Raw genomic sequence first — 14,791 nt, 5'->3', positions numbered from 1 at the left:
GCCGGAAGTAAGGGTCCGGCGATTATCCACGCAACTTTTACCGCTTATTACCTTGCAGCTTGGCGAAGGCCGAGGCCATGGCCGACGGGGGCGCGGGCTCGTTGCTGCGGCGCGGTGCCGCATGCTGGCCCCGCCCCGCCCCTTCGAACCGGTTGTCGCGGGGCGCACCTCGGTCGCCGCCGCTGCGCGGGGGCGCTGCATCGAGCTTCATGGACAGGCCGATGCGCTTGCGCTCCACGTCCACCTCCATGACCTTCACCTTCACGATGTCGCCGGTCTTGACCACCTCGCGCGCATCGTTGACGAACTTGTGGCTCAACTGGCTCACATGGACCAGGCCGTCCTGGTGCACGCCCAGGTCGATGAAGGCGCCGAACTGCGCCACGTTGCTCACCGTGCCCTCCAGGACCATGCCTTCCTTCAGGTCCTTGATGTCCTCCACGCCGTCGTTGAAGCGCGCCACCTTGAAGTCCGGGCGTGGATCGCGGCCGGGCTTCTCCAGCTCGCCCAGGATGTCCTTGACCGTGATGACGCCGAACTTCTCGTTGGCGAACAACTCGGGCTTGAGCGTCTTGAGCATGTCGGCGCGGCCCATGATCTCGGCCACGGGCTTGCCGGTCTTTTGCATGATCTGCTCGACCACAGGGTACGTCTCAGGGTGCACGCCCGTCATGTCCAGCGGGTTCTCGCCGCCGCGGATGCGCAGGAAGCCAGCGCTCTGCTCGAAGGTCTTGGCGCCCAGGCCCGACACCTCCATGAGCTGGCGGCGGCTCTTGAACGCACCGTTGGCCTCGCGCCAGCGCACCACGGCCTTGGCCACGCTGCCCGACAGGCCCGACACGCGGCTGAGCAGGGGCACGCTGGCCGTGTTCAGGTCCACGCCCACCGAATTCACGCAGTCCTCCACCACCGTGCCCAGGGTGCGGGCCAGCTCGCTCTGGTTCACGTCGTGCTGGTACTGGCCCACGCCGATGCTCTTGGGGTCGATCTTGACCAACTCGGCCAGCGGGTCCTGCAGGCGCCGCGCTATGGAGGCGGCGCCGCGCAGGCTCACGTCCACATCGGGCATCTCCTGCGAGGCGTATTCGCTGGCGGAATAGACGGACGCGCCGGCCTCGCTCACCACCACCTTCTCGATGGCGCGCTCGGCCTTGGCGGCCAGTTTGATGAGGTCGGCGGCCAGCTTGTCGGTTTCGCGGCTGGCGGTGCCGTTGCCGATGGCGATCAGGTTCACGCCGTGCTTTTCGACCAGCTTGGCCAGCGTGTGCAGCGAGCCTTCCCAGTCGCGGCGCGGCTCGTGCGGGAACACGGTGGCGGTCTCCACCAGCTTGCCGGTCGCATCCACCACCGCCACTTTCACGCCGGTGCGGATGCCGGGATCCAGCCCCATCACCACGCGCGGGCCGGCGGGCGCGGCCAGCAGCAAGTCGCGCAGGTTGTCGGCGAAGACCTTGATGGCGACCTTCTCGGCCTCGTCGCGCAGGCGGGCGAACAGGTCGCGCTCGGTGGATAGGCTCAGCTTCACGCGCCAGGCCCAGCCCACGCATTTGCGCAGCAGGTCGTCGGCCGCGCGGCCGGCATGGCTCCAGCCCAGGTGCAGGGCGATCTTGCCCTCGGCGATGCTGGGCTTGCCGGGCTCTGGTTCGACGGGCAGGACCAGCTTGGCTTCCAGGATTTCGAGCGCCCGGCCGCGGAACACGGCCAGCGCGCGGTGCGAGGGCACGCGGCCGATGGGCTCGTCGTACTCGAAGTAGTCGCGGAACTTGGAGACCTCGGGATCGGCCTCGTTCTTGCCCTCGACCTTCTTGCTGCGCAGCAGGCCCTCGGACCACAGCCATTCGCGCAGCGACTGCACCAGCACGGCGTCTTCGGCCCAGCGCTCGGAGAGGATGTCGCGCACACCGTCGAGCACGGCCGGCACGGTGGAAAAGTCGGCACCCGGCTTGCCATCGTCCAGCACCTCGGGGGGGCGGGTGAACGCGGCGGCCTCGGCGGCCGGGTCCAGCGTGGGGTCGGCGAAGAGCTTGTCGGCCAGCGGCTCGATGCCGAACTCGCGGGCGATCTGGCCCTTGGTGCGGCGCTTTTGCTTGAAGGGCAGGTAGAGGTCTTCCAGCTCCTGCTTGGTCGGTGCGCCCGCGATGGCGGCGCGCAGCGCATCGGTCAGCTTGCCCTGCTCGTCGATGGCCTTGAGCACCGCGGCGCGGCGGTCTTCCAGTTCGCGCAGGTACGACAGGCGGGCCTCCAGCTCGCGTAGCTGGATGTCGTCCAGCCCACCGGTCACTTCCTTGCGGTAGCGCGCGATGAAGGGCACCGTGGCGCCCCCATCGAGCAACTCGACGGCGGAGGCCACCTGCTGCTCGGTGACCCGGATTTCTGCGGCAATCTGCCGGATGATCTTCTGCATGCTGAAAACGCGCCCGAGGGCTCGGCTTTGGAAAAGCGGGCGAGTGTGCCACAGGCCTTCCCGGCCCTTGTTTCAGTCCGCACCGCCCCCCTGCCCCGTGCCTTGCGTGGCGGCCCGGCCGGCACCGGGCGACATTCCATCCCAGGGAAGACCTGTAGGCGCGGCAGCCCGGTGCGCTTGTACGATCCCAGGCACTCCCATCGCCCGCCCAAGAACGGGCGGCGATGGCGACCACCGCTGCATGGAATGCCCCTTGCATCAGGAAAGCCCAGGCATCCGCTTTCCGTGCCTGCAAGGCGCCTTCGCACCCAGCGATGCGCACGTTCCCGGTGCATGGCACGGCAACGCGGGCCGAAGTGGGGCTGCAGGGCCCCGCGACGGCCAGGCGATGCACGCACGGCCTGCAGCGGCCCCGGCTGGTTTTCCCCTTGGTTGATCGACGATTGAAGGACTGACGATGGCACGAATTTCCCGCACTTTCTTTCGCACCCGGCTCTGCGCCACCGCCCTGGCGGTCCTGGGCGCCTGCGCCGGCCTGCCGGCAGCGGCCCAGCAGGCAGGCACCCCCATCAAGGTGGGCATCGCGCTGGACATCTCCGGCCCGTTCGCCGCCCTGGGGGCCGAGGCGCGGGACGGCTTCGCGCTGGGCATCAAGCAGCTGGGCGGCAAGCTAGGCGGCCAGCCCGTGCAGTTCGTGCAGACCGACATGGCCGGCAGCCCCGACCAGGCCAAGCAGCTGGTGGACCGCTTCGTGCAGCGCGAGAAGATCGACCTGTTCACGGGCCCCATCGCCTCCAACGTGGCGCTGGCCGTGGCGCCCACGCTGTTCGCCGCCAAGGTGCCCTACCTGTCGAACAACGCGGGCCCCAGCCAGCTGGCGGGCGCGCAGTGCAACCCCTACTTCTTCGGCACGGCTTACCAGAACGACCAGTACCACGAGGCCGCCGGCCAGTTCGCGGCCGACCGGGGCTTCAAGCGCATGGTGCTGATCGCCCCCAACTACCCCGCCGGCAAGGACGGGATCAACGGCTTCAAGCGCAAGTTCAAGGGCACGGTGGTGGACGAGATGTACACCAAGCTCGGCCAGATCGACTACGCGACCGAACTGGCGCAATTGCGCGCCGCCAAGCCCGAGGCCGTGTACTTCTTCCTGCCCGGCGCCATGGGCATCAACTTCATCAAGCAGTTCGTGGGCGCGGGCCTGTCCAAGGACATCACGCTGGTGACCAGCGGCTTCTCGGCCGACGAAGACGTCATCAGCGCCGTGGGCGAACCCATGCTGGGGCTGTTCAACACCTCGCACTGGGCGCACGACCTGGACAACCCGGCCAACAAGGCCTTCGTGGCCGCGTTCCGCAAGGAGTACGGCGGGCGCTACCCGTCCATCTACGCCGCGCAGGCCTTCGACGTGATCACCGCCATGGACTCGGCCGTCAAGGCCGTGGGCGGCAAGGTGTCCGACCGCGATGCATTGATCAAGGCGCTGGCCAAGGCGCAGTTTCCTTCGGTGCGCGGCAACTTCCGCTACGCCAACAACCACTACCCGGTGCAGAACTTCTACCTGCGCACCATCGGCAAGGATGCCGAAGGCCGCGTGACCAACAAGACCATCAAGACGGTGCTGGAAAACTATGGGGATGCGTTCTCTGCCCAGTGCGGTATGAAATAAGCACCCCCCTGAGTCGCTTCGCGCCTTCCCCCCGGAGGGGGGACGCCGCCAGCGCGGCGGGGCGGCCCTTGCGCGGCGGCTACTGGCTTGGGGCCGCGCCCGTTTTGAAAGGCAGCGCGCGTCGCTTGCGGACATGGAACCCTGAAATGACATCGAACCCCTCCTCATCCACTGGGGCTGCGCCATGAATCCGATCCTCGTCTTCGAACAACTGCTCAACGGCGCGGGCTACGGGCTCATGCTTTTCCTGATCGCGGCGGGGCTCACCCTGGTCTTCGGGATCATGGACGTGATGAACCTCTCGCACGGCTCGCTGTTCATGGTGGGCGCCTATGTGGCGGCCACGGTGCATGTGCAGAGCGGCTCGTTCGCCGTGGCGGTGCTGGTGGCCGTGGCCGTGACCGTGGCGGTGGCGGCGCTGCTGGAGGTGACGCTGATGCGCCGCCTCTACGGGCGCGACCACCTGGCCCAGGTGCTGGCCACCTTCGGCGTGATCCTCGTGGCGGACGATGCCGTGAAGATGGCGTGGGGCCCCTCCCCCGTCATGGCGCCCACGCCGGCCTGGCTCTCGGGGCCGGTGGAACTGTTCGCGGGCCTGCCCTACCCGTCGTACCGCCTGGTGGTGCTGGGCGCGGGCGTGCTGGTGGCGGGGCTGCTGTACCTGCTGGTCAACCACAGCCGCGTGGGCATGCTGGTGCGCGCGGGTGCGTCGGACCGCTGGATGGCCGAGTTGATGGGTGTGCGCGTGCGGCGCGTATTCTGCGGCATCTTCGTGCTGGGTGCCGCCCTGGCGGCCCTCGCGGGCGCCCTCATGGGGCCGCTGATGGCGGTGCAGGTCGGCATGGGCGAATCCATCCTGATCCCCGCGCTGGTGGTGATCGTCATCGGCGGCATCGGCTCGGTGCGCGGCGCCTTCGTGGCGGCCCTGCTGGTGGGCCTGGTGGACACCATCGGCCGCGCGTTCCTGCCGCTGCTGCTGCGCGCCGCCCTGCCGCCCGCCGTGGCCGCCGACTTAGGCCCGCTGTGCGCCGAGGTGGCCATGTACGCCCTGATGGCGGCGGTTCTGAGCTTTCGCCCCGCGGGGCTGTTTTCTGCCAAGGCCTGAGCGACATGTCTGCTGCATCCCTGACTTCCTCTTCCCCGCCTCAGCGCCCTGCCGCCCCGCGCTGGCGCGGCGCGCTGCTGCCGCTGGCCCTGCTGGCGGCGCTGGCGGTGTTTCCGCTGGTGGCATCGGCCCTGGGGCTGGATTTTTACATCGGCTTCGTGCGCCGGGTGCTGGTCGTGGCCCTGGCCGCCGCCAGCCTGAACTTCATCATGGGCTTCGGCGGCATGGTGGCGCTGGGGCATGCGGGCTTCATGGGCGTGGGCGCCTACGCAGTGGTGGTTCTCAGCGACGCGGGCGCCACCTCGGCCTGGGTGGTGTGGGGCGCCGCCATGGTGCTGGCCGCGCTGGCGGCTGCGCTGGTGGGCGCCATCTCGCTGCGCACCCAGGGCGTGTACTTCATCATGATCACGCTGGCCTTCGCGCAGATGCTGTACTTCGTGTTCGTCTCGCTGCGCAGCTACGGCGGGGACGACGGCTACACCCTGCCCATGCGGCCCGGGCTCGGCCTGGGCCTGGACGCCATGCACGAGCCCACCCTGTACTGGGTGGTGCTGGCGCTGGTGGCGCTGGTGCTGTGGTGGCTGGACCGGGCCACGGCCTCGCGCTTCGGCGCGGCGCTGGCGGGCATCCGCGACAACGCGACGCGCATGCGCGCGCTGGGCTATCCGGTGTACCTGCTGCAGCTGGCCGCCTTCACCCTGGCCGGCGCGGTGGCGGGCCTGGCGGGCGCGCTGCTGGCCACGGGCAACAGCTTCGTGAGCCCGGCGATGATGCACTGGACGCAATCGGCCACGCTCATCGTGATGGTCGTGATCGGCGGCCTGGGCCGGCGCTGGGGCGGGCCGCTGGGCGCGGCCGTGTGGCTGGCGCTGGAAGAGGCGCTCAAGCTCCACACCGACTACTGGCACATGCCGCTGGGCCTGCTGCTGATCGCCACCGCGCTGTACGCGCCCAGGGGCCTGGCCGCGCTGGCGGACCTGCGCGCAAGGAGCGCGCGATGAGCCTGTTCCAAGTGCAGGGCCTGGTCAAGCGCTTCGGCGGCCTGCTGGCCACCGACCACGTGGACCTGACCGTGGCGCACGGCGAGGTCCACGCCCTCATCGGCCCCAACGGCGCGGGCAAGACCACCCTGGTCCACCAGATCTCGGGCCTGCTGGCGCCCGACGCAGGCCGCGTGCTGCTCGACGGTGACGACATCACCGCCCTGCCCATGCACCGCCGCGTGGCCAAAGGCCTGTCGCGCTGCTTTCAGGTGACGCGCATCTTCCCGGCCCAGACCGTGCGCGACAACCTGCTGCTAGCCGTGCAGGCGCACAGCGGATCGAGCTTTCGCTTCCTGCAGCCGCGCTCGCAGGCGCACGGGCTGTACGAGGCCGCCGACCGGCTGGCCGAGCGCGTGGGCCTGCAGGGCCGCATGGACGGCATCGCCGGCGCCCTGCCCCATGGCGCCCAGCGCACGCTCGACGTGGCCCTCGCGCTGGCCTGCGCGCCCAAGCTGCTGCTGCTCGACGAACCCATGGCCGGCATGGGGCCGGAGGAATCGCAGCAGATGGTGCAGCTGATCGACAGCCTGCGCCGGGACATGGCCGTGCTGCTGATCGAGCACGACATGGAGGCCGTCTTCCGACTGGCCGACCGCATCTCGGTGCTGGTGTACGGCCGGGTGCTCACGGCCGGCACGCCCCATGAGATCCGCAGCAACGCCGAAGTGCAGGCCGTGTACCTGGGCACCGAAACCCTGGAGGCCACCCCATGAGCACGCCCACGCCTTCGATGCACCATGGGTCCGCGCCCGTGGCCGAGCCCCTGCTGAGCTGCCAGGGCCTGGAGGCCGGCTACGGCGTGAGCCAGGTGCTGTTCGGCATCCACCTCGACATCGCCGCGGGCGAAGTGGTGTCCCTGCTGGGTCGCAACGGCATGGGCAAGAGCACCACCATCAAGACCCTGGTGGGCGCACTGCGCCCCACGGCCGGCGCCATCCGCTTCGCGGGCCAGGCCATCGGGGCGATGAAGAGCGACGCCATTGCCCGCCTGGGCCTGGCCATCGTGCCCGAGGGCCGCCACGTGTTCCCCAACCTCAGCGTGCGCGAACACCTGCTGGCCTTCGCCAGCCACCGCAGCAGCCTGGGCGAGCCCTGGAACCTGCAGCGCATCTACGGCGTGTTCCCACGCCTGCAGGAACGCGAGCACCACCTGGGCCACCAGCTGTCGGGCGGCGAGCAGCAGATGCTGGCCATCGGCCGCGCGCTGTCCACCAACCCGCGCCTGCTGATCCTGGACGAAGCCACCGAGGGCCTGGCCCCGGTGATCCGCGAGGAAATCTGGCGGTGCCTGGCCACGCTCAAGGCCGCGGGGCAGACCATCCTGGTGGTGGACAAGTACGTGCACCGCCTCATGGGCCTGGCCGATCGGCACGTGATCCTGGAGCGCGGGCGCGTGGTGTGGCAAGGGGATTCCGAGGCGCTCAATGCGGATCGGGGGCTGTGGGCGCGGTACCTCTCGGTGTAGCGAGAAGAGGTTTTTTGCTTTGAGGAGCGGAACAACAATTCATCACGATTTTCATCACGGAGCAGCACCAGCGAGGGAACCCAAGACGGGAGAATCTGCGGCTTTATAAAAACCAGGCCAGACCATGCCTCTTGTACTGACCTGCCGACCCGCAGGCCCGCGCTTCTTCATCTCTGCAGATGCAACGACGCCAGAGATCGTGATGACGGCCACGCTGTCTGGCGTACCGCTGAATCCGGCTGGGCCTGTACCCACCTATGAATGGTCGGCAACCCTTGTATTCGATGGAGGTGTCCCGCCTACCAACACTGCCTATGGAGGAAACCGCAGAACCCAGCATGCACCGATTCGTTCGCAGGCAGGGCATGGCAACACTTGGCGCATTCCATTCACGGAAGTGCGCGGAGGCTTGCTGACCGTCAATGTGATCGCCCGCGTTGGGGGCACCGTGCTGAACGCAAGCAGCACGAACCTGACCATTGCAGGCACCAATCCGCTGCCCACAGCCATCCGAGCCTTCGCCAACAGCATTGGGGCCACCAAGGTGCGGTTTAGAAAACAGTTGCGCCAGAGAGCTCGCTTCAGCAGTTCCGGCCACCTGGAAACTGGCCAAAATACAGCAGCGATGGGCTCGGGGGCGTGGGGCTGGCGCAGATCACCCGACCTGCTCCCACAGCAGACCAAACCTGGAACTGGAAGGAAAACATTCGCGCTGGATGGGCGCTTTATCAGGAAAAGGAGCGCATCGCTCGTGCCTATCCTGCTAACGCCCAACGCAGTGAGTCCTTTAGAAATCTCGTCGGTGCATGGAATCGGGCGCGGTCTGCCCAAAATTTGCCGCAAGCACAAGTCACACTGCCGGCCTTCACGGATGAACAGCTCGAACTCGATACGATTCGCGGATTCAACGGCTACGCCAACGGCTTGCATGAGTTTCGGCCACGAACGCAGAGCGGTCAACTGGTTGTCACCCTGGATTCGAGCGGCCAGCGCGGAAGTGCGGAATGGGAAAGAGTGCCCGTGGATGAAAGGGGCAGCGCTGGAGACCCTCGCTATGTTGAACATGTTGATGCGGCTGCGGATTTCTGATTGCCATGACTCAGCAAAAAAACCCCTTACCAACCTTTAACTACAACGCACGGACAGTACGCCGCTCCACCTTGATGTGCGCTGCCATGCTGCTTGCCGCCTGTTCACCCAACAAGGACGGCGGTCAGGCCAATCCCCCGTCACAGACACCGTCAAACAACCCAGCGTCTTTAAGCGCCCCGGATGCCAGCCACCGGTTTCTCTACGTCATCTACTGCAACGGCACCGTGGATCGACTCGATCTGGCACGGCCCGCCAAAGTCTCGTCGTTCGCGCTCAGCGAGCGCAGTGGCACGCCGCCGGCCGTCGCTGTGGCGCCGTCTCCGGGCCTCAAGCCCGACAGTTGCCTGGCCCGCCCCGCTGCCACGGAAGGCGCGGGTGGCGCAGCAGAGCGCCAGGTGCAGTTGGTCGCGACGCCCCAGTTCTACCGCAGCGATGCCGATGGGCAGAAAGCCTATCGCCTGCTGACGTTCTCGCTGCCCGACTGGACGCTGCGCCAGCAGGCGGACCTGGGAATGTTCGACGTGCTCAACGGCACACCGCCGCGCATGGTGCGTGGTCCGCAGGCCGGCCAGTGGGTGCCCCGCCCATCTGAGGGGGCGCCTGATGCCACGGCCGAGTTGGCCGGGTATGCGGGCGGCCAGGGCCTGGCCTTTGCACGCTTTACCCAATGGTCGGGCGATGTGTCCTTGGTGGAGTTCGCGGGTCCCGGCCCGTCCCAAGGCACGCCGCAGGCCCAGGCGGGCTTTGCCGATCGCGCCGCGCGTCGCTTCGTGCGGCTGGCCGACCCCACCGATACGGACAGCGGCCCCGTGCGGCTGGCGCCGGGAGGGCGGTTTGCAGTGCGCGAGGTCCAGCGGCCGCAGGCCCCCGCCCCCTCCGCCCAAGGCGCTGCCGACACCGCCCCTTTGCGAAACACCGGCGAACTGCGCGTGTACCGCACCGCCGATGGGCAGCAGGTGGCCAGCGTGGCGGACGCGCGCATCGCCGGCGCCTGGCATGGCATTGCCATCACGCCCGGCGGCTGGGCCGTTTACACCGACGGTCGGGGCGCATACCGCTTCGTGGCATTGGGGCGCACCTTCGGCACGGAGCCGGTGCAGGACGGCGAGACCGACGACCTTGATGGAACGCGCCCCGGGCTGGTGTACAGCGCGCAGTGAGCGCGGGGGGCGTCCCTAAAATGCGCAGACCACCGCCACGCCGCCACCACCAACGCCTGCGCTTCTAAGACCATGACGCCCTTCCCCTATCCGGTCCGCACCGAATGCCCGCCCGGCGCATGCGTGTGCGACCGCGATGCGCTGCTGCAGGCGCCGAGCGGCGACTTGCGCGTGCTGCGCCTCACGCGAGACGAGGAAAAGCGGCTCATCGACCGGCTGGAGAACCTGGGCAGCCTGGGCGAACTGCGCCGCATGCAGGACCGGCTGGAAGCGCAACTGGGCATCCGCCTGAGCATCACCACCAGCCCCAACGAGGTCCGCAGCCTGCGCGGCATCGCCATCCTGGTGCTGGAGCAGCGGGGGCTGTGCCGCAAGACCCGGCAGGCCATTCCTGCCGCGATCAAGAAGAGCATGGACCGGCACCCCGACATCGCCTATGAGTTGCTCAACGAAGGGGGGCTGTTTTCGGGCGAGTGACTGGCGGCGGTGCCCCGGCTGCCGCCGCTTCGGCGCCGAAACGAAAGGAAACCGTCCAGCGCTGGAAGAACACGCCACCGCCCCCCACATCGACACCGTGCAGGGCGCGCATTCCTGCCTTCCGCGCGCCCGCTCATCGACTCCCTGCCCTCCATGCAAGACGATCTTTTCGGCGACCTGCCCGCTCCCCCCGAGCCGCCCGCTGCGGCGCCCACCAAACGCCCTGCCCCATCGGCCGAGCCCACCAAGGCCAAGGCCCCTGCCGTGCGCCGCAGCGGCACGGTGCAACCGGCGGCCTGGGACGACGACCTGCGCGCACTGGCCGCGCGGCTGCCGCCCCGCTTGCGCATGGGCACGTCGTCGTGGACCTACCCCGGCTGGAAGGGCTTGCTGTGGGAAGGCGAACATTCGGAGCAGACGCTTTCCAAGAACGGCCTGCCGGTGTATGCCCAGCACCCGCTGATGCGCACAGTGAGCATCGACCGCAGCTTCTACCGGCCGCTCACGGTGAGCCAGTACGAGCGCTACGCCTCGCAGGTGCCGCATGACTTCCGCTTCGTGGTGAAGGCGCCCAGCCTGGTGACCGATGCGCTGGTGCGCGGCGAGGACGGGCGCGGGCGCCAGGCCAACCCGGCGTTCCTGGATGCCGCGCTGGCCACGCAGGAGTTCGTGGCGCCCGCGCTCGAAGGCCTGGGCGCGAAGGTGGGTGCGCTGGTGTTCCAGTTGAGCCCCCTGCCGCTGGCGCAGCTCGACCGGCTGCCGCAGGTGCTGGAGCGCCTGCGCACGATGCTGCTCGCGCAACCGCTGCTGGCACCCACCGCGCCGGACGGTGTGCTGGCCGTGGAAGTGCGCGACCCCGAGTGGCTGTCGCCCGAGTTCATGCCGCACTTTGCCGCCGTACTGCGCGAAGCCGGCGCCACCTACTGCGTGGGGCTGCACGCCAAGATGCCGCCGCTGGCGGAGCAACTGCACCTGCTGCGCCGGCTGTGGCCCGGACCGCTGGTGTGCCGCTGGAACCTGAACCCGGTGCACGGCGCCTATGGGTACGAAGACGCCGAAAAGCTCTACGCTCCCTATGACCGCATCCTGCACCCGGCCCCCGAGGTGCACGAAGTGCTGGCGCGCACGATCGCGGGGGTGACCGGGGCGGGCCAGAATGCCTTCGTCACGGTCAGCAACCATGCCGAAGGGTGCGCGCCCCTCACCCTGCGCACGCTGGCGGAGCAGGTGGCGCCCCTGGGTTAGCGCGACGGGCCTCAAGCGACCGACCATGCCCCAAAGGGAATGCTATTAATTCAATAGCAACATGCCCTAGTATCAATTGCGCTGGCGGCCTAAAAGGCCAAAACCGGATTCAGGCATGCACCGTGGCGCCGTGCCGCAGCCGCATCACGCTGCACACGCCCGCCAACGCCGCACAGCCGGCCGCCGCCATCAGCGCCACCGATTCGCCCTGCCCGTCGTGCTGGCCCCAGACCGCGAAGATACCCGCCAGCAGCACGGCGCCCAGGGTCTGCCCGGTCAGGCGCGCGGTGCCCAGCATGCCGCTGGCCGCGCCCGAACGGTGCAACGGCGCCGAGGCGACGATGGTGTGGTTGTTGGGCGACTGGAACAGCCCAAAGCCCGCCCCGCACAAAAGCATGCGCCACGCCACGTCGAACACGCCCGGTTGAGGCGGCAGCACAGCCAGCGCGACCAGCCCGCAGGCGAACACCGCCATGCCGACACCGCCCAGCAGGCCGTCCGCGAAGCGGCCGATGAGCCGTCCCGCGAACGGCGCCACCACCACGATGGCCAGCGGCCAGGCGGTGATGAGCAGGCCCGCCTCGAAATGCGACCGGCCCTGCGCCTCCAGCAGCAGGAACGGAAGCGACAGAAAGGCCAGCATCTGCGCGCAGAAGGCCCCGACCGACGCGCCCATCGACAGCGCGAACACGGGGATGCGCAGCAGGTCCACCGGAAACAGCGGCACGGCCACGCGCCGCTGCCGCCGCAGATACACCCAGCCCACCGCGACGCCGGCCAGCAGCAGCGCCCAGCCCAGCGGGGCCGCCGCACGCGAGGCCTCGCCCCGCACGCTGAGCTGCTCGCCACCGATGAAGATCAGCGCGAACATGAGGATGTTCAGCGTGACGTCCAGCACCGTCAGCCGCGCGCCGGTGTGCGTGCTGGGCGGATTGAACGGCAGCGCGCGCCGCCCCAGCCACAGCGTGAACAGGCCCAACGGCAGGTTCAGCGCGAACAGCCAGGGCCACGATGCGAACGACAAGATGGCCGCCGCCACCGATGGCCCGGCCATTGACGAGGTGGCCACGACCAGCGAGTTGATGGCCATGCCCCGGCCCAGGTGTGCGCGCGGATAGGTCAGGCGCACCAGCGCGGCATTCACGCTCATGATGCCCGCCGCACCCAGCCCCTGCACCGCGCGCGCCACCACCAGCGCGGGGAGTGATGTGGCCAGCATGGCCCCGAGCGACGAAACGGCGAACAGCGCCATGCCCAGTAGGTACACGCGCCGGTAGCCGATGCGCTCGCCCAGCGAGGCGAGCGGCAGCAGCATGACCAGCGTGGCGATCTGGTAGGCGTTGACGACCCAGATGGCCTGCGCCGCGCCCGCGTTCAGTTCGCGCGCGATGCCGGGCAGCGCGAGGTTGACGATGCTGCCGTCCAGCACCGCCACGGTCAGCCCGAGGATGATGACCAGCATGGCCCGCGCGCGGTCGCGCGGAGGCAGCCCGTCGGAGGCGGTGGGCGCGCCCTGCCCCACGGCGGCGGCGCCCGGACCGGGGCTCAAACCCGCGCCTCCACCGGCCCGGCGTCATGCGGGCCCGCCAGCGTGATCCAGGTCAGCGCCACGCCCACCAGCGCGCCTGCGGCCATGCCGATCACCATGGGCAAGGGCTGTCCATTGGCGAACAGGCCGACGATGCCCATGGCGGCCGCACCCGTCAGCATCTGCAGCGTGCCCAGCAGGGCCGAGGCGGTGCCGGCGATGGCGCCGTGCTGCTCCAGCGCCAGCACCGACGTGGTGGGAATCACCAGCCCCATGAAGGCGCTGGACACGAAATACAGCGCGATCAGCACCGCCAGCTGGTCACCGCCCAGCAGGTAGTAGGCCAGCAACAGCACCATGACCACGCCGGCCGCGCTGGCCGCCACCTTGACGAGCGGCACCAGGCCGAACCGTTGGCCGAGCAGGCCGGTGAACTGGGACGAGCCGATGAAGGCCGCCGCGTTCAGCGAGAACGCCAGGCTGTACTGCGTGGGCGTGAGCCCGTAGTGGTTGATGAGCACGAACGGCGAGCCCGCCAGGTACACGAAGAAGCCCGACATGGCACAGCCGCCGATGAAGACCAGGCCCAGGTAATGGCGATCGCGCAGCAGCATGCCGTAGGCCCGCAGGGCGCCGCCCAGGCTGCTTTCCACCCGGTCGGCGGCAGGACGCGTCTCGCGCAGCGCGCCATAGACGAGCGCCAGCCCCGCGATGGCGGCCACCGCCACCACCCAGAACACGCCGCGCCAGCCGGTGAGTGCGATGACCCCGCTGCCCGCGAGCGGCGCGAGGATGGGCGAAACACTGAACACCAGCATCAGCAGCGCCATCAGGCGCGCGGCATCGGTGCCGGTGTGCAGATCGCGCACCACGGCGCGCGGAATGGCCATCCCCGCGGCGGCGCCCAGGCCCTGCAGGAAGCGCAGCGCCACCAGCGTCTCGATCTCGGTCGCCAGGGCGCAACCCACGCTCGCCGCGGTGAACAGCAACAGCCCGAAATACAGCGGCGGCTTGCGCCCCACCATGTCGGATACGGGGCCGTAGAACAGCTGCCCCGCCCCCAGCGCCAGGAAGAACGCCGTCAGGCTCCACTGCACGGCGCCGACCTGCGCGCCCAGGCTGCGCCCGATGTCGGGAAGCGCCGGCAGGTACATGTCGATGGCAAAGGGGCCGATGGCCGAAAGAAGGCCCAGAACGAGGGCGGCGCGGAGGAAGGGCGAAGGAAACATGGGCCCGATTGTCGCCAACGGCGGCATCCGCCGCTCGGGCGCCCGATTGGCCGGCGGCCGGGCGCGGTCTTGCCCGGCGCACCCGGCCTATTTGAGGTAGGAGCGCAGCGCCGAGGCCACCGCCGCCACGTCCTGCGCGCGCTGCTGCGCGGGAGCTGCGGGGTCACCCAGGTGCTGAACGATGTGGCCTTCCAGCACCTGCGCCATCAGGCCGTTCACCGCGCCGCGGATGGCCGCGATTTGTTGCAGCACCGCCATGCAGTCTGCTTCTTGTTCGAGCGCCCGCTCCAGGGCCGCGGCCTGGCCCTGGATGCGCCGCACGCGGGCCAGGAGCTTCTTTTTTCCGTGGATGGTATGGGCCATGGCCGGATTGT

At 69.1% G+C, this 14,791-nt stretch carries 13 protein-coding genes; 9 read left to right on the top strand and 4 right to left on the bottom strand.

From position 1 onward, the window contains the following. Positions 1 to 37 precede the first annotated feature (37 nt). On the bottom strand, positions 38 to 2,404 hold the full coding sequence (locus AVKW3434_RS13235; RefSeq protein ID WP_284406204.1) for a Tex family protein: 2,367 nt from the start codon (positions 2,402 to 2,404) through the stop codon (positions 38 to 40). A gap of 457 nt (positions 2,405 to 2,861) precedes the next feature. Here AVKW3434_RS13235 and AVKW3434_RS13230 point away from each other — a divergent pair, with 457 nt between their 5' ends. The 9 genes from AVKW3434_RS13230 (at position 2,862) to AVKW3434_RS13190 (ending at position 11,660) form a co-directional block, all read left to right on the top strand. After that, entirely contained in the window at positions 2,862 to 4,073 is a 1,212-nt protein-coding gene (locus AVKW3434_RS13230; RefSeq protein WP_284406203.1) for an ABC transporter substrate-binding protein, read from the top strand. Positions 4,074 to 4,257: 184 nt separating this feature from the next. Then, positions 4,258 to 5,178 (top strand): branched-chain amino acid ABC transporter permease, encoded by a 921-nt coding sequence (locus AVKW3434_RS13225; protein WP_284406202.1) that lies wholly within the window; start codon positions 4,258 to 4,260, stop codon positions 5,176 to 5,178. Positions 5,179 to 5,183: 5 nt separating this feature from the next. Further along, a complete protein-coding gene (locus AVKW3434_RS13220; RefSeq protein ID WP_284406201.1) occupies positions 5,184 to 6,179 on the top strand; it encodes a branched-chain amino acid ABC transporter permease in 996 nt (331 codons plus the stop codon). Then, a complete protein-coding gene (locus AVKW3434_RS13215) occupies positions 6,176 to 6,934 on the top strand; it encodes an ABC transporter ATP-binding protein (protein WP_284406200.1) in 759 nt (252 codons plus the stop codon). Before AVKW3434_RS13220 ends, AVKW3434_RS13215 begins: the two co-directional genes overlap by 4 nt. A gap of 17 nt (positions 6,935 to 6,951) precedes the next feature. Beyond that, positions 6,952 to 7,686 (top strand): ABC transporter ATP-binding protein, encoded by a 735-nt coding sequence (locus AVKW3434_RS13210; RefSeq protein ID WP_502869081.1) that lies wholly within the window; start codon positions 6,952 to 6,954, stop codon positions 7,684 to 7,686. 124 nt (positions 7,687 to 7,810) lie between these two features. Further along, positions 7,811 to 8,815 carry a hypothetical protein gene (locus tag AVKW3434_RS13205; RefSeq protein WP_284406199.1) on the top strand — a complete coding sequence of 335 codons (1,005 nt, stop codon included), beginning with the start codon at positions 7,811 to 7,813 and terminating at the stop codon, positions 8,813 to 8,815. Positions 8,816 to 8,861: 46 nt separating this feature from the next. Further along, on the top strand, positions 8,862 to 9,938 hold the full coding sequence (locus tag AVKW3434_RS13200) for a hypothetical protein (RefSeq protein WP_284406198.1): 1,077 nt from the start codon (positions 8,862 to 8,864) through the stop codon (positions 9,936 to 9,938). Positions 9,939 to 10,010: 72 nt separating this feature from the next. Next, the gene (locus AVKW3434_RS13195; protein ID WP_284406197.1) at positions 10,011 to 10,415 is read left to right on the top strand and encodes a hypothetical protein; all 405 of its coding nucleotides are present in this window, start codon (positions 10,011 to 10,013) and stop codon (positions 10,413 to 10,415) included. Positions 10,416 to 10,568: 153 nt separating this feature from the next. Continuing rightward, positions 10,569 to 11,660: a DUF72 domain-containing protein gene (locus tag AVKW3434_RS13190; protein WP_284406196.1), complete on the top strand. Its 1,092-nt coding sequence runs from the start codon at positions 10,569 to 10,571 to the stop codon at positions 11,658 to 11,660. A gap of 109 nt (positions 11,661 to 11,769) precedes the next feature. Here AVKW3434_RS13190 and AVKW3434_RS13185 read toward each other — a convergent pair whose 3' ends face one another. From AVKW3434_RS13185 to AVKW3434_RS13175, 3 genes are all read right to left on the bottom strand, one after another. Beyond that, positions 11,770 to 13,122: an MFS transporter gene (locus AVKW3434_RS13185; RefSeq protein ID WP_284406285.1), complete on the bottom strand. Its 1,353-nt coding sequence runs from the start codon at positions 13,120 to 13,122 to the stop codon at positions 11,770 to 11,772. Between the two features lie 83 nt (positions 13,123 to 13,205). Beyond that, the gene (locus AVKW3434_RS13180; protein ID WP_284406195.1) at positions 13,206 to 14,417 is read right to left on the bottom strand and encodes a multidrug effflux MFS transporter; all 1,212 of its coding nucleotides are present in this window, start codon (positions 14,415 to 14,417) and stop codon (positions 13,206 to 13,208) included. 87 nt (positions 14,418 to 14,504) lie between these two features. After that, positions 14,505 to 14,780, bottom strand: coding sequence for a metal/formaldehyde-sensitive transcriptional repressor (locus AVKW3434_RS13175; protein ID WP_284406194.1), 276 nt, complete (start codon positions 14,778 to 14,780; stop codon positions 14,505 to 14,507). Positions 14,781 to 14,791: the final 11 nt, after the last annotated feature.

The sequence above is a fragment of the Acidovorax sp. SUPP3434 genome, assembly GCF_030159015.1.
GTDB lineage: Bacteria > Pseudomonadota > Gammaproteobacteria > Burkholderiales > Burkholderiaceae_C > Paracidovorax.
This window is presented reverse-complemented; position numbering and strand designations above follow the sequence as displayed.

Bases quoted from the DNA above. Each gene is read 5' to 3' on its own strand.
- AVKW3434_RS13235 (WP_284406204.1), bottom strand. From the start codon at position 2,404: ATGCAGAAGATCATCCGGCAGATTGCCGCAGAAATCCGGGTCACCGAG.
- AVKW3434_RS13230 (WP_284406203.1), top strand. From the start codon at position 2,862: ATGGCACGAATTTCCCGCACTTTCTTTCGCACCCGGCTCTGCGCCACC.
- AVKW3434_RS13225 (WP_284406202.1), top strand. From the start codon at position 4,258: ATGAATCCGATCCTCGTCTTCGAACAACTGCTCAACGGCGCGGGCTAC.
- AVKW3434_RS13220 (WP_284406201.1), top strand. From the start codon at position 5,184: ATGTCTGCTGCATCCCTGACTTCCTCTTCCCCGCCTCAGCGCCCTGCC.
- AVKW3434_RS13215 (WP_284406200.1), top strand. From the start codon at position 6,176: ATGAGCCTGTTCCAAGTGCAGGGCCTGGTCAAGCGCTTCGGCGGCCTG.
- AVKW3434_RS13210 (WP_502869081.1), top strand. From the start codon at position 6,952: ATGCACCATGGGTCCGCGCCCGTGGCCGAGCCCCTGCTGAGCTGCCAG.
- AVKW3434_RS13205 (WP_284406199.1), top strand. From the start codon at position 7,811: ATGCCTCTTGTACTGACCTGCCGACCCGCAGGCCCGCGCTTCTTCATC.
- AVKW3434_RS13200 (WP_284406198.1), top strand. From the start codon at position 8,862: ATGCTGCTTGCCGCCTGTTCACCCAACAAGGACGGCGGTCAGGCCAAT.
- AVKW3434_RS13195 (WP_284406197.1), top strand. From the start codon at position 10,011: ATGACGCCCTTCCCCTATCCGGTCCGCACCGAATGCCCGCCCGGCGCA.
- AVKW3434_RS13190 (WP_284406196.1), top strand. From the start codon at position 10,569: ATGCAAGACGATCTTTTCGGCGACCTGCCCGCTCCCCCCGAGCCGCCC.
- AVKW3434_RS13185 (WP_284406285.1), bottom strand. From the start codon at position 13,122: ATGCTGGTCATCATCCTCGGGCTGACCGTGGCGGTGCTGGACGGCAGC.
- AVKW3434_RS13180 (WP_284406195.1), bottom strand. From the start codon at position 14,417: ATGTTTCCTTCGCCCTTCCTCCGCGCCGCCCTCGTTCTGGGCCTTCTT.
- AVKW3434_RS13175 (WP_284406194.1), bottom strand. From the start codon at position 14,780: ATGGCCCATACCATCCACGGAAAAAAGAAGCTCCTGGCCCGCGTGCGG.